Annotated in this window: 20 protein-coding genes; 6 read left to right on the forward strand and 14 right to left on the reverse strand. The window is 75.1% G+C overall.

Features of this window, described 5'->3' with window-relative positions; translation table 11 throughout:
* Positions 1-100 precede the first annotated feature (100 nt).
* Entirely contained in the window at positions 101-1546 is a 1446-nt protein-coding gene (locus ABD317_RS13525; protein ID WP_344290192.1) for an acyltransferase domain-containing protein, read from the reverse strand.
* Between the two features lie 92 nt (positions 1547-1638).
* Positions 1639-2427, reverse strand: a complete 789-nt coding sequence (locus ABD317_RS13530; protein ID WP_344290194.1) for an HAD-IA family hydrolase — start codon at positions 2425-2427, stop codon at positions 1639-1641.
* A 326-nt stretch (positions 2428-2753) separates the two neighbouring features.
* Here ABD317_RS13530 and ABD317_RS13535 point away from each other — a divergent pair, with 326 nt between their 5' ends.
* The gene (locus ABD317_RS13535) at positions 2754-3260 is read left to right on the forward strand and encodes a DUF4188 domain-containing protein (RefSeq protein WP_344290196.1); all 507 of its coding nucleotides are present in this window, start codon (positions 2754-2756) and stop codon (positions 3258-3260) included.
* Positions 3261-3286: 26 nt separating this feature from the next.
* Here ABD317_RS13535 and ABD317_RS13540 read toward each other — a convergent pair whose 3' ends face one another.
* From ABD317_RS13540 to ABD317_RS13570, 7 genes are all read right to left on the reverse strand, one after another.
* Positions 3287-4015, reverse strand: coding sequence for a 4'-phosphopantetheinyl transferase family protein (locus ABD317_RS13540; protein ID WP_344290198.1), 729 nt, complete (start codon positions 4013-4015; stop codon positions 3287-3289).
* 64 nt (positions 4016-4079) lie between these two features.
* Positions 4080-5270 (reverse strand): MFS transporter, encoded by a 1191-nt coding sequence (locus ABD317_RS13545; RefSeq protein WP_344290200.1) that lies wholly within the window; start codon positions 5268-5270, stop codon positions 4080-4082.
* A 5-nt stretch (positions 5271-5275) separates the two neighbouring features.
* A complete protein-coding gene (locus ABD317_RS13550) occupies positions 5276-5827 on the reverse strand; it encodes a GNAT family N-acetyltransferase (protein ID WP_425582359.1) in 552 nt (183 codons plus the stop codon).
* Positions 5790-7073: a type III PLP-dependent enzyme gene (locus ABD317_RS13555; RefSeq protein WP_344290225.1), complete on the reverse strand. Its 1284-nt coding sequence runs from the start codon at positions 7071-7073 to the stop codon at positions 5790-5792. Before ABD317_RS13555 ends, ABD317_RS13550 begins: the two co-directional genes overlap by 38 nt.
* The gene (locus ABD317_RS13560; protein WP_344290204.1) at positions 7016-8329 is read right to left on the reverse strand and encodes a DUF6271 family protein; all 1314 of its coding nucleotides are present in this window, start codon (positions 8327-8329) and stop codon (positions 7016-7018) included. Before ABD317_RS13560 ends, ABD317_RS13555 begins: the two co-directional genes overlap by 58 nt.
* Positions 8311-9441 (reverse strand): phytanoyl-CoA dioxygenase family protein, encoded by a 1131-nt coding sequence (locus tag ABD317_RS13565; RefSeq protein ID WP_344290206.1) that lies wholly within the window; start codon positions 9439-9441, stop codon positions 8311-8313. The genes ABD317_RS13560 and ABD317_RS13565 overlap by 19 nt, the downstream gene beginning before the upstream one ends.
* Positions 9442-9479: 38 nt before the next feature.
* Entirely contained in the window at positions 9480-11027 is a 1548-nt protein-coding gene (locus tag ABD317_RS13570; RefSeq protein ID WP_344290207.1) for a glycoside hydrolase family 3 protein, read from the reverse strand.
* 468 nt (positions 11028-11495) lie between these two features.
* Here ABD317_RS13570 and ABD317_RS13575 point away from each other — a divergent pair, with 468 nt between their 5' ends.
* Positions 11496-11810 carry a hypothetical protein gene (locus ABD317_RS13575; protein ID WP_027752032.1) on the forward strand — a complete coding sequence of 105 codons (315 nt, stop codon included), beginning with the start codon at positions 11496-11498 and terminating at the stop codon, positions 11808-11810.
* 46 nt (positions 11811-11856) lie between these two features.
* Here the strand turns inward: ABD317_RS13575 and ABD317_RS13580 are convergent, their stop codons facing one another.
* On the reverse strand, positions 11857-12981 hold the full coding sequence (locus ABD317_RS13580) for a M24 family metallopeptidase (RefSeq protein ID WP_344290210.1): 1125 nt from the start codon (positions 12979-12981) through the stop codon (positions 11857-11859).
* A gap of 159 nt (positions 12982-13140) precedes the next feature.
* Between ABD317_RS13580 and ABD317_RS13585 the strand changes: the two genes are divergently transcribed.
* The 3 genes from ABD317_RS13585 (at position 13141) to ABD317_RS13595 (ending at position 16308) form a co-directional block, all read left to right on the forward strand.
* Positions 13141-13272 carry a hypothetical protein gene (locus ABD317_RS13585; RefSeq protein WP_344290212.1) on the forward strand — a complete coding sequence of 44 codons (132 nt, stop codon included), beginning with the start codon at positions 13141-13143 and terminating at the stop codon, positions 13270-13272.
* 19 nt (positions 13273-13291) lie between these two features.
* Positions 13292-13882, forward strand: coding sequence for a TetR/AcrR family transcriptional regulator (locus tag ABD317_RS13590; protein ID WP_344290214.1), 591 nt, complete (start codon positions 13292-13294; stop codon positions 13880-13882).
* Between the two features lie 299 nt (positions 13883-14181).
* Complete coding sequence (locus ABD317_RS13595; protein ID WP_344290215.1) at positions 14182-16308, forward strand: ATP-binding protein; 2127 nt, start codon at positions 14182-14184, stop codon at positions 16306-16308.
* A 571-nt stretch (positions 16309-16879) separates the two neighbouring features.
* On the opposite strand, the gene ABD317_RS13600 is transcribed toward ABD317_RS13595, so the two are convergent.
* Positions 16880-18142 (reverse strand): hypothetical protein, encoded by a 1263-nt coding sequence (locus ABD317_RS13600; protein ID WP_344290217.1) that lies wholly within the window; start codon positions 18140-18142, stop codon positions 16880-16882.
* Positions 18143-18448: 306 nt separating this feature from the next.
* On the opposite strand from ABD317_RS13600, the gene ABD317_RS13605 reads away from it, so the two are divergent.
* Positions 18449-21631: an AfsR/SARP family transcriptional regulator gene (locus ABD317_RS13605; RefSeq protein WP_344290219.1), complete on the forward strand. Its 3183-nt coding sequence runs from the start codon at positions 18449-18451 to the stop codon at positions 21629-21631.
* Positions 21632-21984: 353 nt separating this feature from the next.
* On the opposite strand, the gene ABD317_RS13610 is transcribed toward ABD317_RS13605, so the two are convergent.
* From ABD317_RS13610 to ABD317_RS13620, 3 genes are all read right to left on the reverse strand, one after another.
* On the reverse strand, positions 21985-22881 hold the full coding sequence (locus ABD317_RS13610) for a universal stress protein (protein ID WP_344290221.1): 897 nt from the start codon (positions 22879-22881) through the stop codon (positions 21985-21987).
* Between the two features lie 157 nt (positions 22882-23038).
* Positions 23039-23755 (reverse strand): ABC transporter ATP-binding protein, encoded by a 717-nt coding sequence (locus tag ABD317_RS13615; RefSeq protein WP_344290222.1) that lies wholly within the window; start codon positions 23753-23755, stop codon positions 23039-23041.
* Between the two features lie 8 nt (positions 23756-23763).
* The gene (locus ABD317_RS13620) at positions 23764-24630 is read right to left on the reverse strand and encodes an ABC transporter ATP-binding protein (RefSeq protein ID WP_344290223.1); all 867 of its coding nucleotides are present in this window, start codon (positions 24628-24630) and stop codon (positions 23764-23766) included.
* Positions 24631-24847: the final 217 nt, after the last annotated feature.

Consider the following 24847-nt stretch of genomic DNA (forward strand, 5'->3'; position numbering starts at 1 on the left):
CGCGCGCAGCGCCGCCGCGCCGGCCTCGGCGGCGGCGCGGTCGGCGGCGGCGGCCTCGGCCCGGTAGCGGAGCGGGCGGGGGGCGCCGCCCTCGGTGCCGTCAGCCATCGGCCCGTACGTCCCCGGCGGTGCTGCCGGTCTCGTCGATGAGCCGGGCGAGGCCGCCGAGGGTGGACTGCAGTGCGAAGCGGGCGTCGTCGGCGACGTGGTGCAGGCCGAAGCGGTCGATCAACGTGCTGAGCACCTCCATGCGCTTGAGCGAGTCGATGCCGAGGTCGCCTTCGAGGTCGGCGTCGGGGTCCATGGCCTCGACCGGGTAGCCGAGGCGGTCGGCGTAGACCTGCTGGAGCGTGGCGAGGACGTCTCCGTCTGCCGGGGGTACGGGGGTGGGGTCCGCCCCCGAAGCGGGCTCCGTCACGCGCACCGGCGCGGGTCCGGACTCGGCGGTCGCGGGACCCGGCGCCACAGGCCCGGTCGCGGAGCCGGCGACGGGGACGGCTCCCGCGGCGGACACGGCCGTGGGCACGGCCGGGCCGGCGGGCATCGCGGGTACCGCGGGCCCCGCGGGTACCGCAAGTGCCGCGACCGGCACCGCCGCCTGGGCGCCCGGCGTACCCGCCGTCCCCTCTCCCGTACGCCCGTCGAGCCACCGCTGCGCGGTTTCCGCGCGGCATCCCACCGCGAGCCTCACCAGTTCGGCGAGCCCGGCGCGCCCGCACTCCACCACCGACTCCAGACCGTAGGTCTGCAGGTCGCGCAGCGCCGCGAGGAAGTCGACGGGGCAGGTCAGCTGGGCGACCAGCGCCGCCTTGACATCGGTGTCCTCGGTGACGAGCCCGCCGAGGGCCGGCGAGTACAGCCGCCGCTTCGCCGGCCGCTCGGCGATGCCCGTGATCGCCGCCGCGAACTCGGCCTGTGCGGTGGCCAGCAGCGGGTTGTGGAAGGGGTACGGCGCGGTGAGCCGGAGGGCCCGTACGCCGAGGACGTCGGCGAGCGCCGCGAGCCGGCCGAGAGCGTACTCCGGGCCGGAGGCCACCACGTGCCGCGGGGCGTTGACGACGGCGAGCCGGGCGCCGGGCAGCTCCGCGGCGGTGAGCAGCGCGGTGGCGCGGCGGGCGGGCAGGGTGAGCGCGAGCATGCCGCCGGCGTCGGCGGCGGTGTGCTCCAGGGCGCGGGCGCGGTGGGCGGCGATGCGGGCGCCGTCGGCGGGGGTGAAGCAGCCGGCGTGGGCGGCGGCGGCCATCTCGCCCATGCTGTGGCCGAGTACGACGTCGGCGGGTTCGCGCAGGTCGACCTCGCGGGCGTGGATCAGCGCGGCGGCGTAGATCGCCAGCTGGAGCGCGAACGGGTCGGTCTCGGCCAGCCGGCGGCCGTCCGCGGCGTCGGCGTCGGTGAGCAGCGGCGAGACCGGGGCGTGGCCGAACTCGGCGGCGACCGCGTCGACGACGGCCAGCAGGTCGGTGACCGGGGCGCTCACCGGCCCGGCGAACGCGCCGGGCCGGTAGGCGCCCTGGCCGGGCAGCAGCAGTGCGGTTCTCAGGTCCATCTCCGCCTCCCCTTCGCGTGGCGTGAGAACGGGCAGCCGCGACCGCGGCCCCGGCGGCGGGGCGGGGGCGGCGCGGGCGGCCGGGTGGTGGTTCAGTCGGCGGTGACGGAGAGGGCGTCGAGGCCCGCGATCCGGTGGCCGTGGACGGGGCCCGGCGGTCCGGCGACCGCGAGCGCGGGCATGCCGGCGGCCCGGGCGGCGGCGAGGCCGGCCTCCGCGTCCTCGATCACGAGGCAGCGCGACGGGGGTGCGCCGACGCGGCCCGCCGCGGCGAGGTACCCCTCGGGGCTGGGCTTGCCGTCGGCGACGTCCTCGGCGCAGACGAGGACGTCGGGCAGCGGCAGCCCCGCGGCCGCCATCCGGCTGCGGGCGACGCTCCGGGTCGCGGAGGTCACCACCCCCCAGCGGCGCGGGGGCAGGGTGCCGAGCAGCCCGGGGGCGCCGGGGGCGGCGTGCACGCCGTCGGCGTCGGTGCAGGACAGGTGGTCGAACCAGGCCAGCTCGGCGTGCGGGTCGGCGTACGGGGCCAGTTCGCGGATGACGTCGATGTCGCGGCGCCCGTGTGAGACGCGTATGACCGCCTCGGGGTCGAGGGAATGGCGCTCGGCCCACATGCGGGTATGGCGGTCCATTGCGGCCGCGGATTCCACGAGGGTGCCGTCCATGTCGAACAGCACCGCGTGGACGTCGAGCCGGCGCGGGCGGCCCGGGTCGCCGAGGTCGCGGAATCCTACATTCAGCAGGGAATACGTCCTGTTCGCACCCGCGTCGGAGGTTTCTGTGAACAACTCGTCGGTAACGGTACGCCCGCGCGGGGGCAACGTCGTCACGCCTTCGTTGAGTTCGTCGTTGCTTCGTCCCGGCTGATGCGCGGAGTCCACCGGAATCTCCACGCGTGCCGCCTTCCACATAAGCAGCTGTCCGTTCGGTGAAAGATGAACTTCAGGCCGTGCAGCGAGGGTTATGTGGTGCCGTGTCCATGGGCATACGATGAGTAGTCGCGCGGTGACAGGAGGCCATCGCACGTTCGGTTCGGCGTTCGAACGAGCGTCATCGTACATGCAATCAGTTGGTCTGAACCATTCTTTTTTCGAAAAGTACCTATCGGACATGTCCTTCTTCACAGGACAACAGCGGATGTTGCGCTTATCGGACCTCAACTCTCCCCCGGCACAAGCGATGTTGCCGACGCGGCAGACGTTCTACGATGGCGGACGACCGGTTCGGTGAGCACGACGACCCCCGGAAGGGACCCGGTGACATGCCGCGGATAGAGCAGGGCAGGGTAAACGTCGACACCGGCCACGGATTCGTGCTCTTCCTGGTCGGAATGCGGATCAATTACCTCTGGAAGGTGCACAGGTGGTGGCCGGCGTTCACCGCGATGCCGAAGATGCTGGCCGAACTGGGCGAGGATCCGGAACGAGGGCTGCTGGGCAGCAGAATGAGCCGCCGAGGCCGCACGATCACGGTCGTTCAGTACTGGCGGTCGGCCGAGCACATCATGGAGTTCTCGAAATCACGGGAGAGCGCCCACCGGGCGTACTGGAAGTGGTTCAACCGCGCCGTCGGCAGCGGCGGGGACGTCGGCATCTGGCACGAGCTGTACCACGTGCAACCGGGCTCCTACGAGGCTCGCTACATCAACATGCCGGCATTCGGACTCGGCGCCGCTTTCGGCGGCGAACCGGGCCGCCGGGCGGAACCGGAATGAGCGATTCGGCCGGGCGCGACCCCGGGTCAGGGAAATGCGCCGCCGCGTTCGCGGATTTCCCGGATTTCCTCCCGCGCCCCCGCGGACTCCACCGCCAGCGCCCCCGCGTGGCCCTTCCCCGGCGCCAGGTCGACCAGCTGCCAGCCGGGTACGGCGGTGGAGACGTCGTCCGCGTCGAGGGCGCGGCCGAGCCCCACGCCGAGACCTTTGAGGTACGCCTCCTTACGCGTCCACAGCCGCACGAACGCCGCGGGCCGCTCCGCCTCCGGCGCCGCCAGCAGCACCGCCCGCTCCGCCGGGTGCAGCGACTCCACCAGGCCGGGCTCGGGTGGCTTCGCCCCGACCGGCTCGACGTCGACGCCCACCCGGCCGGGCGCGACCGCGACGAGCACCAGCTCGCCGCCGTGCGAGAGCGAGAACTCCGGCCCGCCCGCGGGCCGTTCGAGGACCGGCCGGCCGTGCGGGCCGCCGCACCGGGGGCAGGGCCGCCGGCCGAAGCGCAGGTCCGCCGGCGGGGTGCCGGTCAGCCCGCCGAGCGGGCGGCGCAGCGCGGCGTGCGCGACGCCGAAGCGGATCCGGTCGGCCGGGCGCAGGAAGGCGTCGTGCCGCCGCCGCTCCCCGGCGTCGAGCGCCGAGAGGTCCGGCGCCGCGCCGGGCCCGGCGTCGAAGGTCCACAGCCGCACCCCCGCCGGCAGCCCGGGCGCGGCCCTGCCCCCGGCCGGCTCCGGTGCCCGTCCCCGCACCCGCTCCGCCACGCGGTCTCCCTCCCCCGTTGTCGAACAGCCGCTCCGCGGGCCCGTTTCGCGGGTCCGGCGGCGCTCAGGCGTTGCTCAGCGCAGGCCAGCGTATCCGCGTCGTGCACAGCGACACGAGCAGCGCGGACGCGGCGACGGCGCCCATCCCCCACGCCAGCCCGGCGGCGCCGGCGATGAAGCCGATCACGGCGGGCCCGCCCAGCAGCCCCGTGGTGCCCATGGCCGCCACCAGGGACAGCGCGTCGGGGCCCGCGCGCGCCGCCGCGACGTACACGCACGGCGTCACGGCGGCGACGCCCAGGCCCACGCACGCGAACCCGACCAGCGCCGGCACCACCCCGCCCGCCAGCACGGCGGCGGCGAGCCCGGTGCCGGCCAGCGCGCTGCCCAGCCTGACCACCGGCCCGTCGCCCCAGCGGGTGCGCCAGCCGTCGGCGAAGAGGCGCGCGACGACCATCATCACGGAGACCACCGCGATGCCCAGCGGCGCCACCTCGGGCGCCGCGTCCGCGACGTCCTCCAGGTAGAGCGTCGACCAGTCGTTCATGGCGCCCTCGGTGATCGTGCCGAGCGCCATCGCGCACCCCATCCACAGCGTGAGCCGGGTCGGCAGCCGCCACCGGCGGCGCTCCTTCTCCGACCGGCCCTCCGACCGGCCCTCCGGCCGGTCCTCCGGCCGGTCGGGGCGGTCCTCGGCCGACAGCCCGGTGCGGGCGACGCCGAGCATGGCCAGGAGCAGCACGGCGGCGACCGCGAAGTGCGCGGCGAGGTCCGCGGTCGCGGTCTGCACGACGGACGCCAGCAGCGCGGCGGCCAGCGACCCGGCGCTGAAGGTGGCGTGCATCTTCGCCATGGCCGTGCGCTCGTAGATCTCCTCCAGCGCGGCGCCCTGCGCGTTCATCGCCACGTTCAGACCGGCGGCGGCGGCGCCGTCGGCGGCGAGGGCCGCCAGCGCGGCCGGGTAGCCGGGCGCGGCGGCGAACGCCGGCAGGAACAGCAGCAGGGCGCCGGCGGCGGCGAACGCGAGACGCTTCGCGCCCATCGCCTTCATGAGGTGGGCGACCAGCGGGAACGACGCCGCCGCGCCCGCTCCGCAGGCCATGAGCAGCAGCCCCAGCTCGGTCGCCGTCAGGTCGAGTTCGTCCTTGACGCGCGGCAGCCGGGACACCCAGGTGACGTACTGGAAGCCCAGGAAGCAGAAGAGTGCCGCGATGGCCACCTGGCCCCGGCGGAAGTCGTCGCGTATCCGCGGCACCGTGATCAGCCCCCGTCCCGGGAGTGGAGAACCGCCCGGGACATGTAGACCGCCCGCGGGCCGTAGCCGGCCGGCGGCGTCACGTCGGGGTGCGGGCGGTAGCCGCGGCGCGACCAGAACGCCGCGCTGCCGGCGACCGCGACGAGGGAGATCCGCTCGTACCGCCGGGCGCGGGCCGCGGCGGTGAGCCGGGCGAGGAGGCGCCCCGCGAGCCCGGCGCCGCGCAGGTGCTCGGCCACGACGATGTCGTGCAGGTGCAGGTTGGCCAGGGCATGACCGGCCTCCTCGGCCTCCTCGGTCCCGTGCAGCTCCGGGCAGCGCGACGGCGGGTAGGGCAGCGCGAGCAGGTAGCCCCCCGGCGTGCCGCGGGCGTCCAGGACGAAGCAGGTGCCGGGCGAGGGCCGGGCGCGCGCCTGCAGCGCCGCCCGGCCCTCGGCGAGCGCCCGGCCGGCGTACGCGCGGTCCTCCAGGGCGGCGATGGCGCCCCAGTCGTGGGCGGCGATGTGCCGGATGCGCACGTCAGCCGGCGCGCAGACAGGTGTGCGGTAGCGGGCCATAACCGTTGAACCCCCGGGTCATGTAACTGACGGCGTACGCGCCGCTGGAGAGGATCCACACCGGATCCCCGGAGGCGGCCGCCCTGGGCACCTGCACCGGTACGCGGCCCTCGGCCACGACGTCGTCGCTGTCGCAGGTGGGCCCGGCGACGACGGCCGGCACCAGCTCCGCGGCGGCGCCGTGGGAGGGGAACACCAGCGGGTACTGCAGCTGGTCCGCCTCGTACAGGCCGTTGAACTTGCCGCAGCTGAGGAAGAGCCAGTACCCGCGCCCGCCGTCCGCGTGCCGCCGGGACGCGAGCCGCGCCACGTGCGCCCGGATGGCGCCGTGGTCGGCGACCAGGTGCCGCCCCGGCTCGACGACGAAGCGCAGCGGTCCGCGGGCCGCGGCGCGCAGCCGCGCCATGCCCGCGCGGATCGTCGCGAACGTCTCGTCCAGGTCCGGCACCAGCGGCCGGCCGCGCAGGTCGCGGTAGCCGAGTGCGGGCAGGCCGCCGCCGAGGTTGACGTGGTCGAGGCGGATGCCGCGGGCGGCGAGGGCCGCCAGCACGTCCGCGAACGCGTCGAAGGCCCGGCGCCACGCCGCGGCCGTCATCTGCTGGGAGCCGACGTGCACGGACAGGCCGGCCGGGGTGAGCCCCGCGTCGCGCGCCCCGGCGAGCACCCGCACCGCCTCCTCCGGGGCGCAGCCGAACTTCCGGCTCAGCCCCCACAGGGCGCCCTCGCCGGTGGTGGCCAGCCGGCAGAACACCCGGGAGCCGGGGGCGAGGGCCGCGAGGGCCGTGACGTCCTCGGGGCTGTCGGTGGCGAAGTCGCGGACGCCGAGGCGGTGTGCGGCGAGGATGCCGCGGTCGGACTTGACGGTGTTGCCGTAGTGGACACGGGCCGCAGGCGCGCCGGCGCGGAGCGCCTGCCCGACCTCGCCGGGGCTGGCGGCGTCGAAGCCGGCGCCCTTGCGCGCCAGCCGGGCCAGCACCTCGTCCACGGGGCACGCCTTCATCGCGAAGCGCACGTCGGCGCCGGGCAGCCGGCGCAGCAGCTCGTCGTAGCGCTCCTCGATGCCGGGCAGGTCGTAGATGATCCGGTCGTCGTCGGCGGCGGCGAGGGCGGCGCGCAGCCGCGCGGTCACGGAGGCCGCCGTCGCCGGCGGCGGCGCCGGGGCCGGCAGCGGTGACCGCACCGGTGCGGTCACCGGTCGGTCCCCGGCACGTCCGTCGCCGCGGCCGCCCGCACCAGCGGCTCCCAGGCGGCGATGAGCAGCGCGAAGTCCGCCATGTCGCGGCGGGCCTCGTCCAGCAGGCCCGGGCCGCGGGCCGCCAGCACGCCGGCGAACTCGGCGTACCTGCCGCCGAGCTTGCGGTACGCGATCTCCAGGGCGCTCAGCCGCATGACGTTCTCGTCGCGGTCCAGCCCGGTGCTGCGCGCGACCAGCTCGCCGACCGCGGCGGCGCGCAGGCGGTGCCGGTCGTCCAGCAGCGCGGCGCCGGCCGCGGCCAGTTCGTCGTAGAGGAAGTTGAAGTAGCGCATCGACAGCAGGAACTTGGTGAACCGCAGCTGGTAGGCGGTGAAGCCGGCGCCGGTCTTCCGCTCGTCGGTGTGGTGGTTGACGATGTGCCGGTTGTGCAGGACGCCGGGCAGGGTGGCGTCGTGCACGAGGTGGAGGAGGAAGTAGTCGCTGCCGATCGTGTCGGTGGCGGGCGGCAGCGGGACGGTCTCGTACACGCCGCGGTGCAACGCGATGTTGCACATGTCGACGCGCATCGGGTCGACGGCGCCGAGGACGGCGTGGTCGCCGCCGAACGGCTCGGTGCCCGCCCCCTTGAAGGACTCCTCGACCAGTGCCCGCTTGCGCTCCTCGGGCCAGTGCACGGGCGCCCAGAGGCTGACGACGTCGTGGTAGACGGCGGGGTCGAGGTCGTGGATCGCGGCGATGTCGACGGACATCTCGCCGACGAAGGAGGCGCCGACGAGCGACACGGGCAGGTGGCCGTGGAGCGGGCCCCGCGCGTCGGCGTCCACCCGCCGGGCCGCTTCGGCGGCGGGCAGGCCGAGGGTGGCGAGTTCGTGGTGGACGGGGAAGACGGGCCGGCCGCCGGCGGTCTGGTAGCGGCTGTCGGAGTCCCGGCGGTGCACAGAGCGGCAGCCGAGGGCGGCGGCGAGCAGGAACGCGCGGTCGGTGCAGGCGCCGTACGAGACGGTGTCCGGCAGCAGCAGGCGCAGCAGCCGTTCGGCGCCGGCCGCCCGGGCGCGGCGGAGCGCGGCGGTGAGGAACGCGCGCTGCTCCGCCTCGCCGAGGTGGTGGACGACGACGCCGGGCACCCGGGGCAGCCCGGCGACGGCGGCGGTGTGGCCGGCGCGGTCCGGCGCGGCGGCGGAGTCGAGGATCAGGAAGTGGACCTCGACGCCGAAGTGGGCGGCGGCGTGGACGGCTTCCTCGTGCACGGCCGCGATGGCGGCGGCGCAGGCGCGGTTCGTGGGCAGCGTCAGGCAGATGCGGGCCACGCCGGCTCCCCGGTCCGCTGCTCGGTGTCCGCGTCGCCCGCCGCGCCCGCCGCCGATCCCGCCGCCGCCCCTTCCGCCGCCGGCGCCCGAGGCTCCGGCGTGCGCCAGGAGTCCAGGCCGAGCAGCCTGCGGCCGAGGCGGGTCAGCTCGGCCGGCCCGTAGCGCTCGGCCTCGGGCCGCCGCGCGTCGCCGAGGAGGGTGGCGTTCCAGTCGGGGGTGCTCAGGGTGCGCCAGGACTCGACGCGCGAGCGCCGCAGCCGCTCGTGCTCCTCCAGGGCGGGCATCATCGCGAGGTACTGCACGGCCCGTACGCCGCGGTCGGAGGCGTTGGCGGCGACGCCGTGGGCCAGCAGCCCGTTCCAGATGAGCAGGTCGCCGGCGGCCAGTTCGGGCCGTACGACGGGGAACTCGGCGCGGTCGGTGCCCGGCCGGACCGGGTCGCGGTCGGCGGGCTGCGCGAGCCGCCACTGCTCGAAGTCGCGGAACAGCTCGGGCGCGCACTGGAAGCCGCCGTGGTCGGGGCGGGTGTCGTTGAGGGCGATGATGCCCTGGACGCGCTGCGGGAGCACGGCGAGGGTGGTGTCGACGTCCCAGTGCAGCTCGATGTCGAAGCCGGTGTCGGTGGGCTCGATCAGGGTGCGGCTGCGGTTGCCGTGGTTGGGCGGGTTGAGGTTGAGGCGGTCCAGGGTCACCCACAGCTCGTCCGCGTCCCACACGTCGGCGAAGGCGTCGTAGACGCGGCGGGTCTGCCGGCTGTCCCAGATCAGCTGGTGCTGATACGCCTCGACGAAGCCGTAGACGTGCAGGTCGCGGTCGAGGTCGGAGCGGAACTCGCGCTCCTCGTACCAGGTCTCGGGGCGGTCGGGGTCGAGGCCCTGGAAGTCCCAGGCGAAGTCGAGCAGCAGCGCGGCGGCTTCGGCGGGTATCGCCTCCCTGACCACGACGTAGCCGTAGGTCTGCCAGAAGGCGTAGTCCTCCTCGGACAGCACGCGCAGCGGCCGCGACTTGCGGATGTCCCGTAACGGGGTGGGGGCGAGGTAGGACTCGCCGTCGGCGCTGAAGTACGGGGTGTCGGAGGCGGCACGGAACAGGTAGGGGGCGGGGTCGGGCATGGAACGTCCTCCAGAGGTGACGTGCTTTCGTGCTCCCGTCACACCGCGCCGGTCAGGACCTCCGCCGCGGCGATGCCGGAGACGCGCGTCGCACCGTGGGTCGACAGGTGCACGGCGCCGGGCCGGTCGTCGGCGGGCAGGCCCATCTCGACGACGAGCGCGTCGGGCCGCCGGCGTACCAGGTCGGCGAGGGCCTGCGACATCCACGGGTGGCGGGCGGCGTCGCGTACGACGACGACCAGCGCCCGGCCGTCGGCCGGGCGCAGCGCGCGACCGTCGAGCACGTCCGCGGCGCCGCCGGCGGCGCCGGTCAGCTCGGACTCGGCGATGCGCACCGACGTGGTGCCGGGGCGCAGCGCGCGCAGCGGGTCGGCGACGCCCCAGGGGGTGCGGCCGTCGATGGCGAGGCTGGTGACGGGGGTGAACTCGACGACGTGCGGGTCGCCGACAAGCGGGAACGGGGCGGTGCCGCGGAGGTCCTGATCGGCGCGGTGCACCCGGACGGCGCGGCGGGCGGCGACGAGGCCGATGTCGCGGCCGGCGTCGCCGCGGGGGTCGCCGGCCGGGACGCTGCGGGTCAGCGCGGCGGACCAGGCGGCGAACTCCCGTACCCGGGCGGCGGCCTCGGCGAGCCGCTCCTCGGGCAGGCTGCCGTCGCGCACGGCGGCGGCGATGGCGTCGGTCAGCCCGGCGGTGACGGACTGCTCGGCGCTCTCGCCGCCGACGCACACGGCGTCGACGCCGCCGGCGAGCGCGCGGACGGTGGCGCCGGCGATGCCGTAGGGGCCGGAGACGGCGCCCATCTCGATGCCGTCGGTGACGACCAGGCCGGTGAAGCCGAGTTCCCGGCGGAGCAGGTCGCCGATGACGCGCGGGCTGAGGGTGGCGGGGAGGCGGTCGTCGTAGGCGGGGATGAGCATGTGCGCGGTCATGACGGTGCGTACGCCGGCCTCCATCGCGGCGGTGAACGGCGGCAGCGCGGTGCGGGCGATCTCGCGGGCGTCGGCGGCGACGTGCGGCAGGCCGTGGTGGGAGTCGACGCTCGTGTCGCCGTGGCCGGGGAAGTGCTTGGCGCAGGCGGCGACGCCGGCGGACTGCAGGCCGCGGATCCAGGCGGCGGTGTGCCGGCAGACGAGGTCGGTGCGGGCGCCGAAGGAGCGGACGCCGATGACGGGGTTCTTGGGGTTGGAGTTGACGTCGGCGGAGGGGGCGTAGTTGAGCGAGACGCCCATGGCGTGCAGCTGGCGGCCGATGTCGTACGCGACCTGCTCGGTCAGCTCGACGTCGTCGACGGCCCCGAGGGCGAGGTTGCCGGGGCGGGTGGCGCCGGTGCCGGCCTCGATCCGGGTGACGTCGCCGGCCTCCTCGTCGATGGCGATGATGAGGTCGGGGTTCTCGGCGCGCAGCGCCGCGGTGAGGGCGGCCACCTGCTCGGGGTCGACGATGTTGCGGCCGAACAGCACCACGGACGCCAGGCCGTCGCCGATGCGGCGGCGCAGCCAGTCGGGCGCGGTGGTGCCCACGAACCCGGGCTGCAGCACCGAGTTGGCCAGCCGGGCGAGTTCGGGGCGGCTGTTGGCTGCCATGGAGACCTCCGCGGGAGCAGGGGCGGTGACGGGCGGCGGGCGGACGGGTGCGGAGGCGGACGACGGGGAAGGAGGGTCGGAGCGGGCTGACGTGGCACGGAAAGACTTGGTACAGACCAATGCCGGATACTGGCCTATACCAATCGGGGGTGTCAAGGAAGTCCACCATGTGATCGCACACGGAACGCCTCACTCCGCACCCGAAACGGGCAGGAGACGGGCAGGACAGGCGACGGGGTCGATCAGAAAGTCATACCAATACGCCCTGAAGCAGACATACGGGCGGGCGCGAGGTTCCGCGAGGCGGGCAGCCGGACCGGGGGCGGGCCGCGGCGCCGCGCCGCCGGGGTGAGCGCGGCGCGGACCTGCGGCGCGGGCGGGGCGGCGGGACAATGGGGCCGTGGGTGGCGCACGCGGCCGCCCTCCCCGCGGCGCGTGCGCGTACGGCAGCGAATCCGGAGGTGCCCCATGGCCGCCCAGCTCACCGACCCCGTCGTGGCCGGCTTCGTCGCGGCGCTCAACGCCGGCGACAAGGACGCGTTCTTCGGCCTGCTGACCGACGACGTGACCATGACCGACGACGGCTCCCCGCGCGACGTCACCGCGTGGACCGACAAGGAGATCTTCTCCTCCGCGGGCCGCATGGACGTCGAGTCCGTCTCGCCGGACGGCCGGTCGCTCGTGGCCACGTACTCGAACTCCACCTGGGGCAGGATGCGCACCCGCTGGTCCTTCACGGTCACCGGCGACCGCATCAGCCACTTCGAGACCGGCCAGGCCTGAGCCGGGTCCCCGGCCGCGCCGGGGACCCGGCGGCCCGCGCCGTCGGCTAGGAGACGATCCCCAGCTCGCGGGCGGTGCCGTTGAGCCGCCGGCCGCCGGTCCCGGTGACGGTCACGATGTCCTCGATGCGCACGCCGAAGCGGCCCGGCAGATAGATGCCGGGCTCGACGGAGAAGCACATGCCGGGGACGAGCGGCTGCTCCTCGCCCTCGATCATGTACGGCGGCTCGTGGGTCGTGGTGCCGATGCCGTGCCCGGTGCGGTGGATGAAGTATTCGCCGTAGCCCGCGTCGTCGATGACCCGGCGCGCCGCCCGGTCGACCTCCTGGCAGGCGGCGCCCGGCCGCACCGCCCGGAAGCCGGCCTCCTGCGCCGCCCGCACGACGTCGTGCACCTCCCGCTCCTCGGCGGTGGGTTCGCCGACGTGCACGGTGCGGGTGGTGTCGGAGCCGTAGCCGTGGACGAGGCCGCCGAAGTCGAGGACGACCATGTCGCCGTCGCGGATGACGCGCTCGCCGGCCTCGTGGTGCGGGTCCGCGCCGTTGGGGCCCGAGCCGACGACGGTGAAGTCGACCTGGGAGTGCCCGAACCGGCGCAGCAGCGCGGTGAGGTCGGCGGCGATGTCGGCCTCCCTGCGGCCGGCGAAGCGGACCTTCCTGATCTCCTCGTACGCGGCGTCCGCGGCGGCGCCGGCCGCGGCCAGCCGCTCCAGCTCGGCGGCGTCCTTGACGGCGCGCAGCATCGGCAGCCCGTCGGAGACGGCGACGTACGCGGAGTCCGGCAGCTCGCGCTGCAGCCCGAGCAGGTGCAGGGCCCAGGCGCCGTCGCTGACGGCGAACCGGCCGCGGGCGTCCAGCAGCGGCGCGGTCACCGCGTACGGGTTCTGGCCGTCGGTCCAGTCGCGCAGGGTGAGCGCCGGCCCGCCGGCCGCCCTGGCGGCGTCGCCGGCCTCCAGCCTCGGCACGACCAGCGCCGGGTCCCGCCCGGGGACGAGCACGAGGAGGGTGAGCCGCTCGGTGGCGGCGGGCGGTTCGTAGCCGGTGAGCCAGACGAGGTCGGGGCCGGGGGCGACGAGCAGCCCGGCGAGCCCGGCGTCGGCGGCGGAGCGGGCCGCGTGCCGCATGCGGGCGCGGTAGTCGTCGGCGGTGAACGGGGCGAATTCGCCGGTCATGCGGGGCTCCTCGGTGCTCGTCGGCGGGGTGGACCGGATCCGTCCCGAACCTACTCCCCGGGCTTCCGCACACGTAACGCAAGTCAACTTGCATGAGAGGCCGCGACGGACGTACCTTAAAGCAGGAAGAACTGCGTTAACCGGCAGGAGGCACAACCGATGGTTCTCACCCCGGACTTCTGGACGCTGATCACCGTCTTCGCCGCCGGCGGCATGGGGCTCACCGCCGTGACCGCGGCGCTCGTCGCCACCCTCCCCCGCGCCCGTGCCGAACGGCCGGCGCCGCACTGACCTGCGCTAGGTTGGCGGGATGCCGGAGAGCACCCGCCGACCGCCCGCCCGCAGAACGGGCGGCCGCAGCGCCCGCGTACGCGCCGCCGTGCTGCAGGCGACGATCGACGTCGTCCTGGACCACGGCGCCGACGGGCTGTCCATCGCCGAGGTGGCCCAGCGCGCCGGCGTGCACGAGACGTCGATCTACCGCCGCTGGGGCACCAAGTCCGCCCTCGCCCTCGACGCCGTCCTCGACCGCACCCGCACCGACCTCCCCACCCCCGACACCGGCACCCTCCGCGGCGACCTCCTCGCCCTGCTGCACGACGTCGCCGTCTTCGTCCGCACCCCGGTGGGCGGGCTGCTGCTGCGGATGGCGGTGCAGGAGGACCTCGCGGAGTACGAGGCGGCCCGCGACCAGTTCTGGACCGCCCGCTACGCGGTCGGCGCGACGGTCCTCGACCGCGCCGAGTCCCGCGGCGAACTCCGCCCCGGCGTCGACCGCCGCCTGGCCTTCGAAGCCCTGCTGGGCCCCCTCCACACCCGCGTCCTGCTGACCCGCGAACCGCTGGACGACGCCTTCCTGGAGGGCACGGTGGACCTGCTGCTCGCCGGCCTCACCGCCTGACCGCGGCGTCCCACGCGGACGCGCGTGACACTCTGTAGTCCGACGGCCGGTACAGACGGAACTGTAACCGGGTGACCCCGGCCATACGGCAGCTGACGGACACCAGTGCGCTGGCCCCACGAAAGACCAGGTCACCCCGCCATGGCACGGGCCTTGAGGGCCGAGCGTCCGGCCCTTCCGAGCCCTCGGGCGGGGTTGGCGGATTCCCCTCATCATGCATACTCCCCGCAAGGGCACGTCACTCTCCGGAACACGTGTGCCGGAGGTCTACATGGATGACGGACGGGTCGGGAGGACGCGTGCACGGGGATGCAGGGCACGTCAGCCGCAACGAGGTCGACGGAACCGTACGCGGTACCGTCGTCCAGGCCGGAGCCGTACACGGCGACGTCCATTTCCACACCCGCGCACCCGCGCAAGCGGTGCCGTGGCAGCTCCCGCCCGCCGCGCGGATCATCGGCCGTACCGCGGAGATGGCTGCGCTGGAGGCTTCCCGCGTGCGCGGGTTGCGGGCCGGGCGGGGCACGCTGGCGGCTGTCAGCGGGCTGGGCGGCGTCGGCAAGACGGCGGTCGCGCTGTCCTGGCTGCACGGGCTGCGCCGGGAGTACCCGGACGGCCAGTTGTACGCCGACCTCGGTGCCCACTCACCGGCTGGGCCGGCCGACCCGGGAGGGGTCGTCGCCGGCTTCCTGCGCGCACTCGGCGTGGCACCGGAGCACGTGCCGCGCACGTTCGCGGAACGGGTCGCGCTTTACCGGTCGTTGACGGGAGAGCGCCGCCTCGTCGTTCTCCTCGACGACGCCGCAAGTGCCGGGCAGGTGCGTTCGCTGCAGGGCACCGGACCGAGCCTGGTGGTCGTGACCAGCCGGAGACGGCTCGCCGGCCTGGTCGTCGACGGCGGCACCGCGCTCAACCTCGAACCCCTTGCCGACGACGCCGCCGTCGAGCTGCTCGGCGCCACCCTCGCGGACGGCCGGGTCGCCGACCAGCCCGAAGCCGCACACTCCCTGGTCGAGTTATGCGCCGGGCTGCCACTGGCGGTACGGGTGATCGGCGCCCGGCTGGCCGCACGGCCACGGCGCGGGCTCGCCACGATGCAGCGCGCGCTCGCGGAGGAGCGCAACCGGCTGGCAGAGATGTCGATCCCCGGAGACGACCACGACGTACGGGCCAGCCTCGACGTGTCGTACCGCGGGCTGCCGACCCGCGCCGCCCGGCTCTACCGGCTGCTGGGGGTGCATCCAGGCCCTGAGTTCAGCGGTACGGCCGCGTCTGCCGCCCTTGGCGAAGAGGCCGAGGGCCCGCTCGGCGAGTTGCTCGACGCCAACCTCCTCACCGAGGTCGGCGAGGACCGCCACCGGCTGCACGACCTGGTGCGCCTGCACGCCTCGGACACCGCCGCGGCCCGCGAGCCGGGCCCGGAACTGGCCGCCGCACTGCGCCGTGTCACCGACCACTACCTCGCCGGCGCCACCCGCGCCGAAGAAGTCGTCGACCCGCAGCACCGCACTCTCCCCCGCGACTACGGGCCCGGCCCGTACTTCGCGCCGTATGTCGGCGACGACCCCGCCACCGCGCTGGACTGGCTGGACCGCGAACTCACCAACCTGATGGCGGTCATCCGCGGAGCGCGCCCCTCCGGCGTCCCCACCGCCGCCTGGCAGACCGCCGACGCGCTATGGCCCCTTTTCCTCCGTCGGAAGTCGTACCAGCACGGGCGCACCGCGCACGCGGAGGGGCTGACCGCAGCCCGCGAACTGGGCGACGTCGCCGCGCAGTGCCGCATGCTCACCTCGGGCGGGCTGGTCGAGCTGGACGCCGGCGGGCACGCATCCGCCCTCCGGATGTTCGAGGAGGCCGCCCGGCTGTTCCGCGGCGTCGGCGACGCCCTCGGGCACGCCCGTACGCTCAACTATCGCGGCCTCGCCCACCAGCGGCTCGGCGAACCGGAGCGGGCAGCCACGCTGTTCGGCCGCGCCGCCGAAGAACTGCCCGCCGCCGGCGACGTACGCGCCGGCGGACTCGCCCGCCTGAACCTCGCCGACGTCGCGCTCGCCGACGGGCACCCCGAGACGGCCACCGAGCACGCCGAGGCGGCGCTCGCCGTGCTCCGGGACGCGGGCGACGCGTACAACGCCGCCCGCGCCCGCACCCTCCTGGGCTACGCCTTCCTCGAACGCGGCCTGCCCGATCGCGCCGAAGAACACCTGACCACCGCGCTGGCCGAACTCCGCAGAAGCGGCGCCGACTACGAGACGGCCCGCGCGGTGGAAGGTACAGCGGCCCTCGCCGAGCACCGCGGTGCGCGGGAGCCGGCCCGGACCCGCTACCGGGAGGCGCTGGACCTCTACGTCACCTCAGGTGGCTCCGACTCGCCCCGGGCGGAGGCGGTACGGGAGCGGCTGCGGCGGCTGGAGGACGACTGAGGCGCCGGGCCACCGCGGAGGTACGGCGGGCAACGGCGTGTCCCGTCCGCGGGCGGTGGGGTTTCCCCCAGCCGTACGGGACCTGGAGTCGGGTCCGTGAGTATCCCGGCAGTCAGCCAGGCGTGGACCGCGGAGGCCACGGCATGCCAACACCGTCCGGGGCCGGGGGCGTCGGCGGCGACGTGAAGGGAGAGGACCCGGCTGCCGTAGCACAGCCAGCACTGTCCGCCCCGGTACCCCGCCACCACCAGCGCCCCGGGGTGGCGCTCGGCAGCCGCCCGCACGTCCCCCGGCCCGCCGCCCGCTGCCAGCAGCACGTCGGCGAGCCGGGGCCACGGAGCCGGTGCGTGCAATCCCGCCCGCACGTGCTCGTCAACCCACAGCCCTCCGGTCCCGCCACGCCGGACCTCGGCCCGCACGCGGTGCACAGGTCCCGGTAACGACCGCGACCGCTGCCGTCTGTGCCGCGGTCGCGGGACCGCCGGCGGGATGTCCGCGTGCACGGGACCATCCGACACCACGGCCTTCAGCTCCGCCAGCGTCACCACACACTCACGGTCCGCCGTGGCCGTCACGGCACCACCAGGCTGCTCGACTCGGCGCTCTGTGCCAGCTGTGGCAGCGCCGCGCGTTCGGTGACCGGCGCACCGGGCGGTCCGCCGGGCGGCCGTATCCGCAGCTTCCGGTAGATCAGCCCCCGCATCAGCCGCGTGAAGCGTCCCGGCTCCGAGGTGATGCGGCCGGCGACGTGTGCGTAGCGCGGTCGGACGGACGCACGCGCGTCGCGGGACAGCTGCCGCGCCAGCGGCCGGTCGGCGCGCAACCGGGGGGCGAACGAGGCGAGCTCGGTCATCGGCGCGTCCGGGTCCAGGTCGGCACCGGTGCCTTCGGCGAGCAGCACCGGCGCACCCGTGGCCGTGCCGTACAGGGTCGCGGAGCCGTGATCGCCGACGATCACATCCGCGGCGGCGAGCGGGCCGACCCACTCCGAGTGCTGGCTGACCACGGCGAGCCCCGCGCGGCCGAGTTCGGCCAGCCAGCTGTGTACCTGCCACTCGCTGTGGGCGTTCCACACGTGCGGGTGCAGCAGCGCGGCCACCCGGAACTCCTCCCGCGGCAACTCCCGCACCAGCCGGTGCAGCACCTCCCAGCCCCGGTCGAGCAGCGACGCCGGCCCCCAGGTCGAGCACACCACGACGAGCCGCTGCCGGGTACCGGCGCGCAGCGCCTCACGGTACAGCGCGCGCGACGGCAGGCTGGCCTGGATGCGGTCGTAGATCGGATCGCCGACAACCGCGGCGACGGGCAGCGCCTCGGGGCACTCGCGGCCGAGGCGGGACCGTTCCTCCTCGTGCGCGAGCACGATCGCCTCCGGAATCACAGCCCCGTCGCGTACGAGCATCTGGCGCGCCAGCCCGTACGTGCCGCGCGCGGCGGCGAGGCGCCCGCGACGGCGTTCGGGCACCATCTTGTTGTGGCCGGCGCCGTGCGGCACCACCAGCACTGGCGAGTGCAGCTCGTGCAGGCTGCCGTAGCTCGCCGCCAGGGCGAGGTCGAACCTGGTCTGCGCCGCTTGGTCCCAGGGCAGCACGAGGCCGCCGAGCCGCTCCAGGAAGGCCGACACTCCGTTGCTGAACACGTCGGGCGCCGCCGTGAAGCAGACCTGCACCCGCGGGTCCCCCTCCAGCATGCGCACCGCTTCGAGCACACGTTGCCCGGACGTCACCGTGTGCACCACCACCAGCACCCGCTTGCTGGTACGCCTCGTCGCCCACCGCTCGACGTCGAGCCGCACCGGTACGTGCCAGCGCCCTTCTCGTATCGCCATGCTCATCCCTGTCGATCCCCGTCTCCACTGGCCCGGCCGATCGCCCAGCCGGGCGGCCGCGTGGCTTCGCGGCCACACGGGTGAGCTGCCCCCGGAGACTGTGACGAGGCTTGCAGGAATCCTGCACTCCACCTGCGGGCGGGCTCCTGCGCGCCCGGCGCACGCATCCGTGCGCCCCGCTCTGCTCCCCTGGCGCAGTCGAACCGGCGTGGCGATGGTGTGGTGTCCCCGGCGTGCGAGCGGGGAGCCGCCACCACGGCTGCGGATCTGTCCGCGGAGGGGCGGCTCCGCGGGACGATGGTGGAGCGACGGGTGGAACTACGGGCTCTGGGACCGCTGGAACTCTGGCAGGGCGAGCAGCGCCGCGACCTGGGATCGGTCAAGGAACGTTGTGTCCTCGCCGTACTGGTGCACGCGCGCGGTCGCTCGGTCACCGCGGAAACGCTGACCGAGCGGATCTGGGACGGCTCCCCGCCGCCGAGTGCACAGGGCACGCTGTACGGCATGCTGTCCCGGCTGCGCGGCAAGCTGAAGCCGTACCGGGACACGATCGAGCTGGAGCGGCCCTCACCGGGGCTGTACCGGCTGCGCGTCGCGCCAGGCAGCGTCGACCTGCTGCGCTTCGAGGAGCTACGCGCGCAGACCGCGACGGCGGTCGCGCAGGGCGAGCGCCGGCGGGCCGTCGGGCTGCTGCGTGCCGCGGAGTCGTTGTGGCGCGGCGACCCGCTGGCCGAGTTCCCGGGGACGTGGGCGGCTTCCACCCGCGCCCGGTTGCTGGAGGAGCTGCGCAGGGTGCGGGAGCAGCGCATCCGGCTGGAGCTGGACACGGGCCGGCACTCGGATCTCATCGGGGAGTTACAGGAGTTGGTGGCGGAGAATCCGCTCGCCCAGCGACTCGTCGCCTCCCTCATGCTGGCGCTGTACCGCTGCGGCCGGCATGTCGAGGCACTGGATCTCTATCGCACCACGCACCGCCGGCTCAACGAGGAACAGGGGATGGAGCCCTCGGCGGAGCTACGGGATCTGCACCAGCGCATCCTGGAGCAGGACCGCGAACTGCTCGCGGCCCCGACGCCCGCCGCCGGCATCCCGGTCGACGCGACGCTGACGTCCGCGCCCCGGACCAACCTGCCGCGCGACACCCAGGACTTCACCGGCCGAGCGAGCGAGCTGAGCCTGCTCCTCACCGACCCCGGCCCGGTCACCGGGTCGGGGTCGGCGGCCGGTCGGCAGGAGAAGCGTGCACTACCGGTCACCGTGATTCAGGGAATGCCGGGAGTCGGGAAGACGAGCCTGGCCGTCCACGTCGCCTACAGGCTCGGCCGCGGGTACCCCGACGGGCAGGTCTTCCTCGATCTGCGCGGATTCAGCGGGCAGCAGCCGTACGATCCCGCCGAAGCGCTGGCCGTGCTGCTGCAGACGTGCGGGGCGCCGAACCTGCCGGACTCGCTGGACGGGCGGGCGGGGGCGTGGCGGGAGTGGACGGCGCGCCGGCGACTGCTCCTGGTCCTGGACAACGCCCGCGACACCGCACAGGTCGAGCCGCTGCTGCCCGGCTCACCGAACTGCCGGGCGATCGTCACCAGCCGCAACGACCTCCGACTCGACGGCGCCGAGTCGCTGCGACTGGACGTGCTGTCGGCGGCGGAGGCGGCAGAGCTGTTCACCCGCGTCGTCGGTGCGGCCAGGCTGCCCGGCGACGCCTCGACGCTGGCCGATGTCGTGGCCGCCTGCGGTTGCCACCCGCTTGCGCTCCAGGTGCTGGCCGGCCGCTTCCGGCACCGGGACTCCTGGGACCTCCCGCACCTCCTCGACCGGCTCAGTCAGGCCGTCGACCCCCTCGACGAGCTGGACCCCTCGGTGTCCTCCGCCTTCCGCCTGTCGTACGAGGAACTCAGCGCCCGGGCCCAGGACATGCTCCGCGCCCTCGCCCTGGCTCCCGGCCCCGATCTCACGCCGCCCGCGGTGCTGGCGCTCGTGGGCGCCGCGCCGGGCCGCCCCCCGGCGGAGCCGCGGCGCTGTATCGACGAACTGCAGGACTGCAACCTGCTGGACGAGCCCGTGCTCGACCGCTACCGCCTCCACGAACTCACCCGCGCCTTCGGCCTCCAGACCGGCCTGCGTACCGACGAACCGGCCGCGCGGCAGGCGGCGTTCGAACGCTTGGCCGCCCACCACCTGACCGCGGCCCACCGCGCGACCCGCCTCGCCCACCCGCACCACCGCTTGCTGCCGTTGCCGCCGGACCTGGTCTCCCCCTACGCACCGGAGTTCGCGGACGTCGACGAGGCCTCGGTATGGCTGTCGGTGGAGCGGGGCAACCTCCTGGCCACCGCTGCCCGCGCCGCCACCGACTCGCCGACGACAGCGGCGCTGTTCCCCCACGTGCTGGCGCCGTCCCTGGAACGATGGGGCGCTCGCGAGCCCGCGGCAGCTCTCTACGACGCGGCACTCGCCGTCCTGCGCACCCGCGGCGACACCGCGACCCTGGCCCGCACGCTGGTGGACCACGCGGCCCAACTCGCCACGGAGAACCCGGAGGAGGCCCTGCGCGGCGCCCGCGAGGCACTGGCGGAGTTCCGGCAGGACGGGGATCAAACAGGTTGCGCAGACGCGCTGTTCCAGGTGGCCCGAGCCCACATCACGGCGGGAGACGGCGAGTCGACCCTTCGGGTGCTGACCGAGGCGCTGGGCCTGTACACGAAGGACGGCGACCGCCACGGCGAGGCCCAGTGCCTGAACGTCCAGGGCCTCGCGCTCAAGTACGCGGGGCGACACCGCGAGGCGGTGGAAACCGCCCACGCCACGCTGGCCTTGCGTCGCGAGATCGGCGATCTCTACGGGGCCGCAAGAGCCTACAACAATCTGGGGGAACTCCAGTGCGACGAAGGCGACTACGCCGCGGCCCGCGCGTACTACGAGCAGTCGCAGGCTCTGATGCGCCGCTACGGCGAACGCCGGGACCTGGCCATCCTCGCCACGAACCTCGGCATCGTGCACCACGCGACCGGCAACACCACCGAAGCGCTCGCCTCCTTCCACCAGGCGCTGCAGAGTCACCGCGCCGCCGGTGACGCCCTGGGCGAGGTACATGCGCTGACGAGCCTCGGCAACACGTACGCCGACAGCGGCCGCCGCAATGAAGCCGTGCTGCATTTCGGCATGGCCGCGAGGCTGGCCGCGACCATCGGCAACGCATACGAACGGCAGCGGGCGCTGATCGGAATGGGAGACGTGCAGAGGCGGTCGGGCAAGCTCACGGACGCACGTGCGACGTACGAACTCGGCCACCGGATCGCCAACGAAGCCGGCATTCCCCTCGGCAGGGCGCATGCGCTGGAAGGTTTGGCGCAGGTGGCACTGGCGGCGGGCGATGTGGGCGATATGCGGCGATGTGCGGAGCGAGCATTGGCACTCTACCGCGCGTTAGAGGCCGACTCTGCGGCGGACAGGGTGGCGCGGCTGCTCCGGGAACAGGGCATGACCGGCTCCTGAACATGGGGAGCCGGTCATGATGCGCACTCACACGCCCTTATGCGGTGGCGTGTACACCGGGGCGGGCAGGAGCGTCGACGGGCTCCGCGTACATCCACTGCAGCGCGCCGAAAGTGATTGCAATGGCAAACAGAACACTTGCAGCCCGCACGTTCTTGCCGCTCAAGCCGAACCTTTCATCGATACTTCACGAGGCTGCACACCACACGAGATGATCGCCGCAGCGCGGCCATCACTTTCTACCAGCAAAGCTGCTCGTTCGCTCTGAGGTCCGGGGAATTGGAGTCCGAAAACTCGGCGGCAGGGCGGCTCGGGGTCGTGGGAGACCGGGTGGGCCTTGTGCGGGGGCTTGCTCAGGCCTGGGACGTGCCCGTGCGGACCACCGCCACCGGGCAGTCCGCGTGGTGCAGCAGCGCCTGGCTCACCGAGCCCAGCAGCATCCCCGTGAAGCCGCCGCGGCCGCGGGCGCCCACGACCACCAGCGCCGCCTCGCGGCTCGCCTCGATCAGCGCCTCGCGGGGGCCGCCGCGCAGGACGTGGCGGTCGACGGGCACGTCCGGGTGGTGCTCCTGACGGCCTGCCAGGGCCTCGGCGAGCACGCGCTCCTCGTGCGCGGCGAGGTCGCCGGGGGCGCTCGCGTACGGGGCGGCCGGGTCCTGCGGGGCGGGGGCCTCGGACTTCCACGGCGACCAGGCGTGGACGGCGACGACGCGGGCGCGGCGCAGCGCGGCCTCCGCGAACGCGAAACCGATCGCCGCGTCCCCGGACGGCGAGCCGTCCACGCCCACCACGACCGCGCCCTCGCGGCCCGGGTCGCCCGCGCCCCGTACGACGAGGACGGGGCAGTCGCCGTGTGCCGTCAGGTGCACGGCCGTCGAGCCCAGTAGCAGGCCGGTGAACGCGCCGAGCCCGCGGCTGCCGACGACGGCCAGGGCCGCGCCGCGGGACTCCTCCGCCATCACCGGCAGCGTGTCGCCGGTGACGACGGCGCCCTCCGCCGCGACGTCCGGCGCCACCTCGCGGGCGTGCCGGACGGCCTCGTCGACCAGTTGGCTCGCCTGGCTGCGGAGCCCGCCGTCGGGCGGGCCCATCGAGGACGGCTCCAGCGGCACCCGCATCACCGGCCAGAAGAAGGCGTGCACGACGCGCAGGCCGGTGCCGCGCATGCGCGCCTCGCGCGCCGCGACGGCGACCGCCGCCAGGGCGCCGGGCGACCCGTCGACGCCCACCACGACCGGAGCACTCACCATCGGCCTCCCTCGCCACGCGCGGCGCACGGCGGGCCCTGCCGGGTCCACGTACCGTCTGCCCAGGCTTGCCCACCGCAGTCACCTCCGCCAGCCGGCGGCGGGCGCGCGGGTGAGCGGCGCCGCCGGCGGTGCGCCGCGTGCGGGGCCCGCCGGCGCCTCAGTGCGCGGTCAGCGCCATCGCCTCGTACAGCTCCGCCGGGTCCTTCCGCACCGCCGGCCCGTCCAGCCGGGCGGTGACCCGACCCGAGGTCAGCACCGTCACCGTGTCGGCGCACTGCGCGGCCGACGCCGGGCTCGGCGAGACCAGCAGCACCGCGAGCCCCTCCCCCGCCAGCGTGCCGACCAGGTCGAGGATCTGGCCCACCAGCACCGGCGCCAGGCCCTCCGTCGGCTCGTCCAGCAGCAGCACGCGCGGCGAGCCCAGCAGCGCGCGGGCCAGCGCGAGCATCTGCTGCTCGCCGCCGGAGAGGTCGGTGCCGCGGTGGGTGCTGCGCTCGCCGAGCCGGGGCAGCAGGTCGAGCACCCGCTGCGGCGTCCAGGGCCGGCCGCCGCCGGCGGCGCGGGGCGGGCGGTGGGCGAGGCGGATGTGCTCGGCGACGGTCAGCCGGGCGAAGACCCGGCGGCCCTGCGGTACGAGCCCGACGCCGGCGCGGGCGATGCGGTGGGCGGGGCGGCCGGTGACGTCGCGGCCGGCGACCTCGACCGTGCCGGTGGCCGGGCGCAGCAGGCCCGCGACGGTGTGGACGAGGGTGGTCTTGCCGGCGCCGTTGTGGCCGACGACGGCGTGCACGCTGCCCTCGGGGACGTCGAGGTCGAGGTCGTGGAGCACGGTGCCGCCGTGGTAGCCGGCGGACAGCCCGGAGATGCGGAGCATGGGGCGGGTCATCTCCCGGTGCCGGAGTCGTGGGCCTTGGCGACGCCCTGCGCCGCGCCCCCGCCGGCGCCGTCACCGGCGGGCGGGGTGTCCGACGTCGTGGCGGCGTCGAGGTACGCGCTGCGCACCTCGGGCAGCTCGAAGACCTCCCGCACCGGCCCGGAGGCCAGCACCCGCCCGGTCACCAGCACCGTGACCGTACGGGCCAGCCGCGCGACCACCTCGGTGTTGTGCTCCACCAGCAGCACGGCGATGTCGTCGTCGAGCGCGCCGAGCACGTCGAGCAGCCGGACCACGTCCCGGTCGGTGAGCCCGGCGGCGGGCTCGTCGAGCAGCAGCGCCCGCGGCCGGGCGACGAGTGCCGCGGCCAGGTCGAGCAGCCGGCGCTGGCCGTGCGAGAGCGAGCCGGCCGGGCGGTCCGCCACCCCGGCGAGGCCGACGTCCGCGAGCCGCTCGCCGGCGGTCGCGACCAGCCGCTCCCGGCGGGCGGTACGCCGCCAGGCGCCGCGGCGGTCGGGGTGGTGCTGCCAGGCGGCCAGCAGCACATTGTCCAGGACGGTCAGGTCCGGGACGGCGGTGGGCTGCTGGAAGCTGCGGGCGATGCCGAGCCGGCTGCGCCGCGCGGGCGCGGTGCGGGTCACGTCGCGGCCGAGGAAGGCGATGGTGCCCTCGTCGGGGCGCTCGGTGCCGGCGATGAGGTTGAGCAGGGTGGTCTTGCCGGCGCCGTTGGGCCCGATGAGGGCGTGCCGGGCGCCGACGGGCAGGTCCAGACCGACCCCGTCGACGGCGGTGAGGCTGCCGAAGCGGCGGGTCAGTCCGGTGAGTTCGAGCGCGGTGGCCGCGGGGGCGGCGGCGGGAGCGGCGGACGGGGTCACGGGCTGCCCTTCCGTAGGACGCGGGCGGACGTGCCGGATGCGGTGGCCCCGCGGCCTCCGGTACGGGCCGCACCGGAGCCGGTGGCGAAGGCGGTCACGTGGGCCCCTTCCGTACGCGGACCGGAGAGCCGGCGTCCGCGGACTCCGGCGGGCCGGCGTCCGCGGGGCTCCGCGGCGCGGGCAACCGCCCGGCGCCGGCCGGCCGTCCGGCCGGGGG

It is taken from the genome of Streptomyces synnematoformans, from assembly GCF_039531005.1.
Taxonomy (GTDB): Bacteria; Actinomycetota; Actinomycetes; order Streptomycetales; family Streptomycetaceae; genus Streptomyces; species Streptomyces synnematoformans.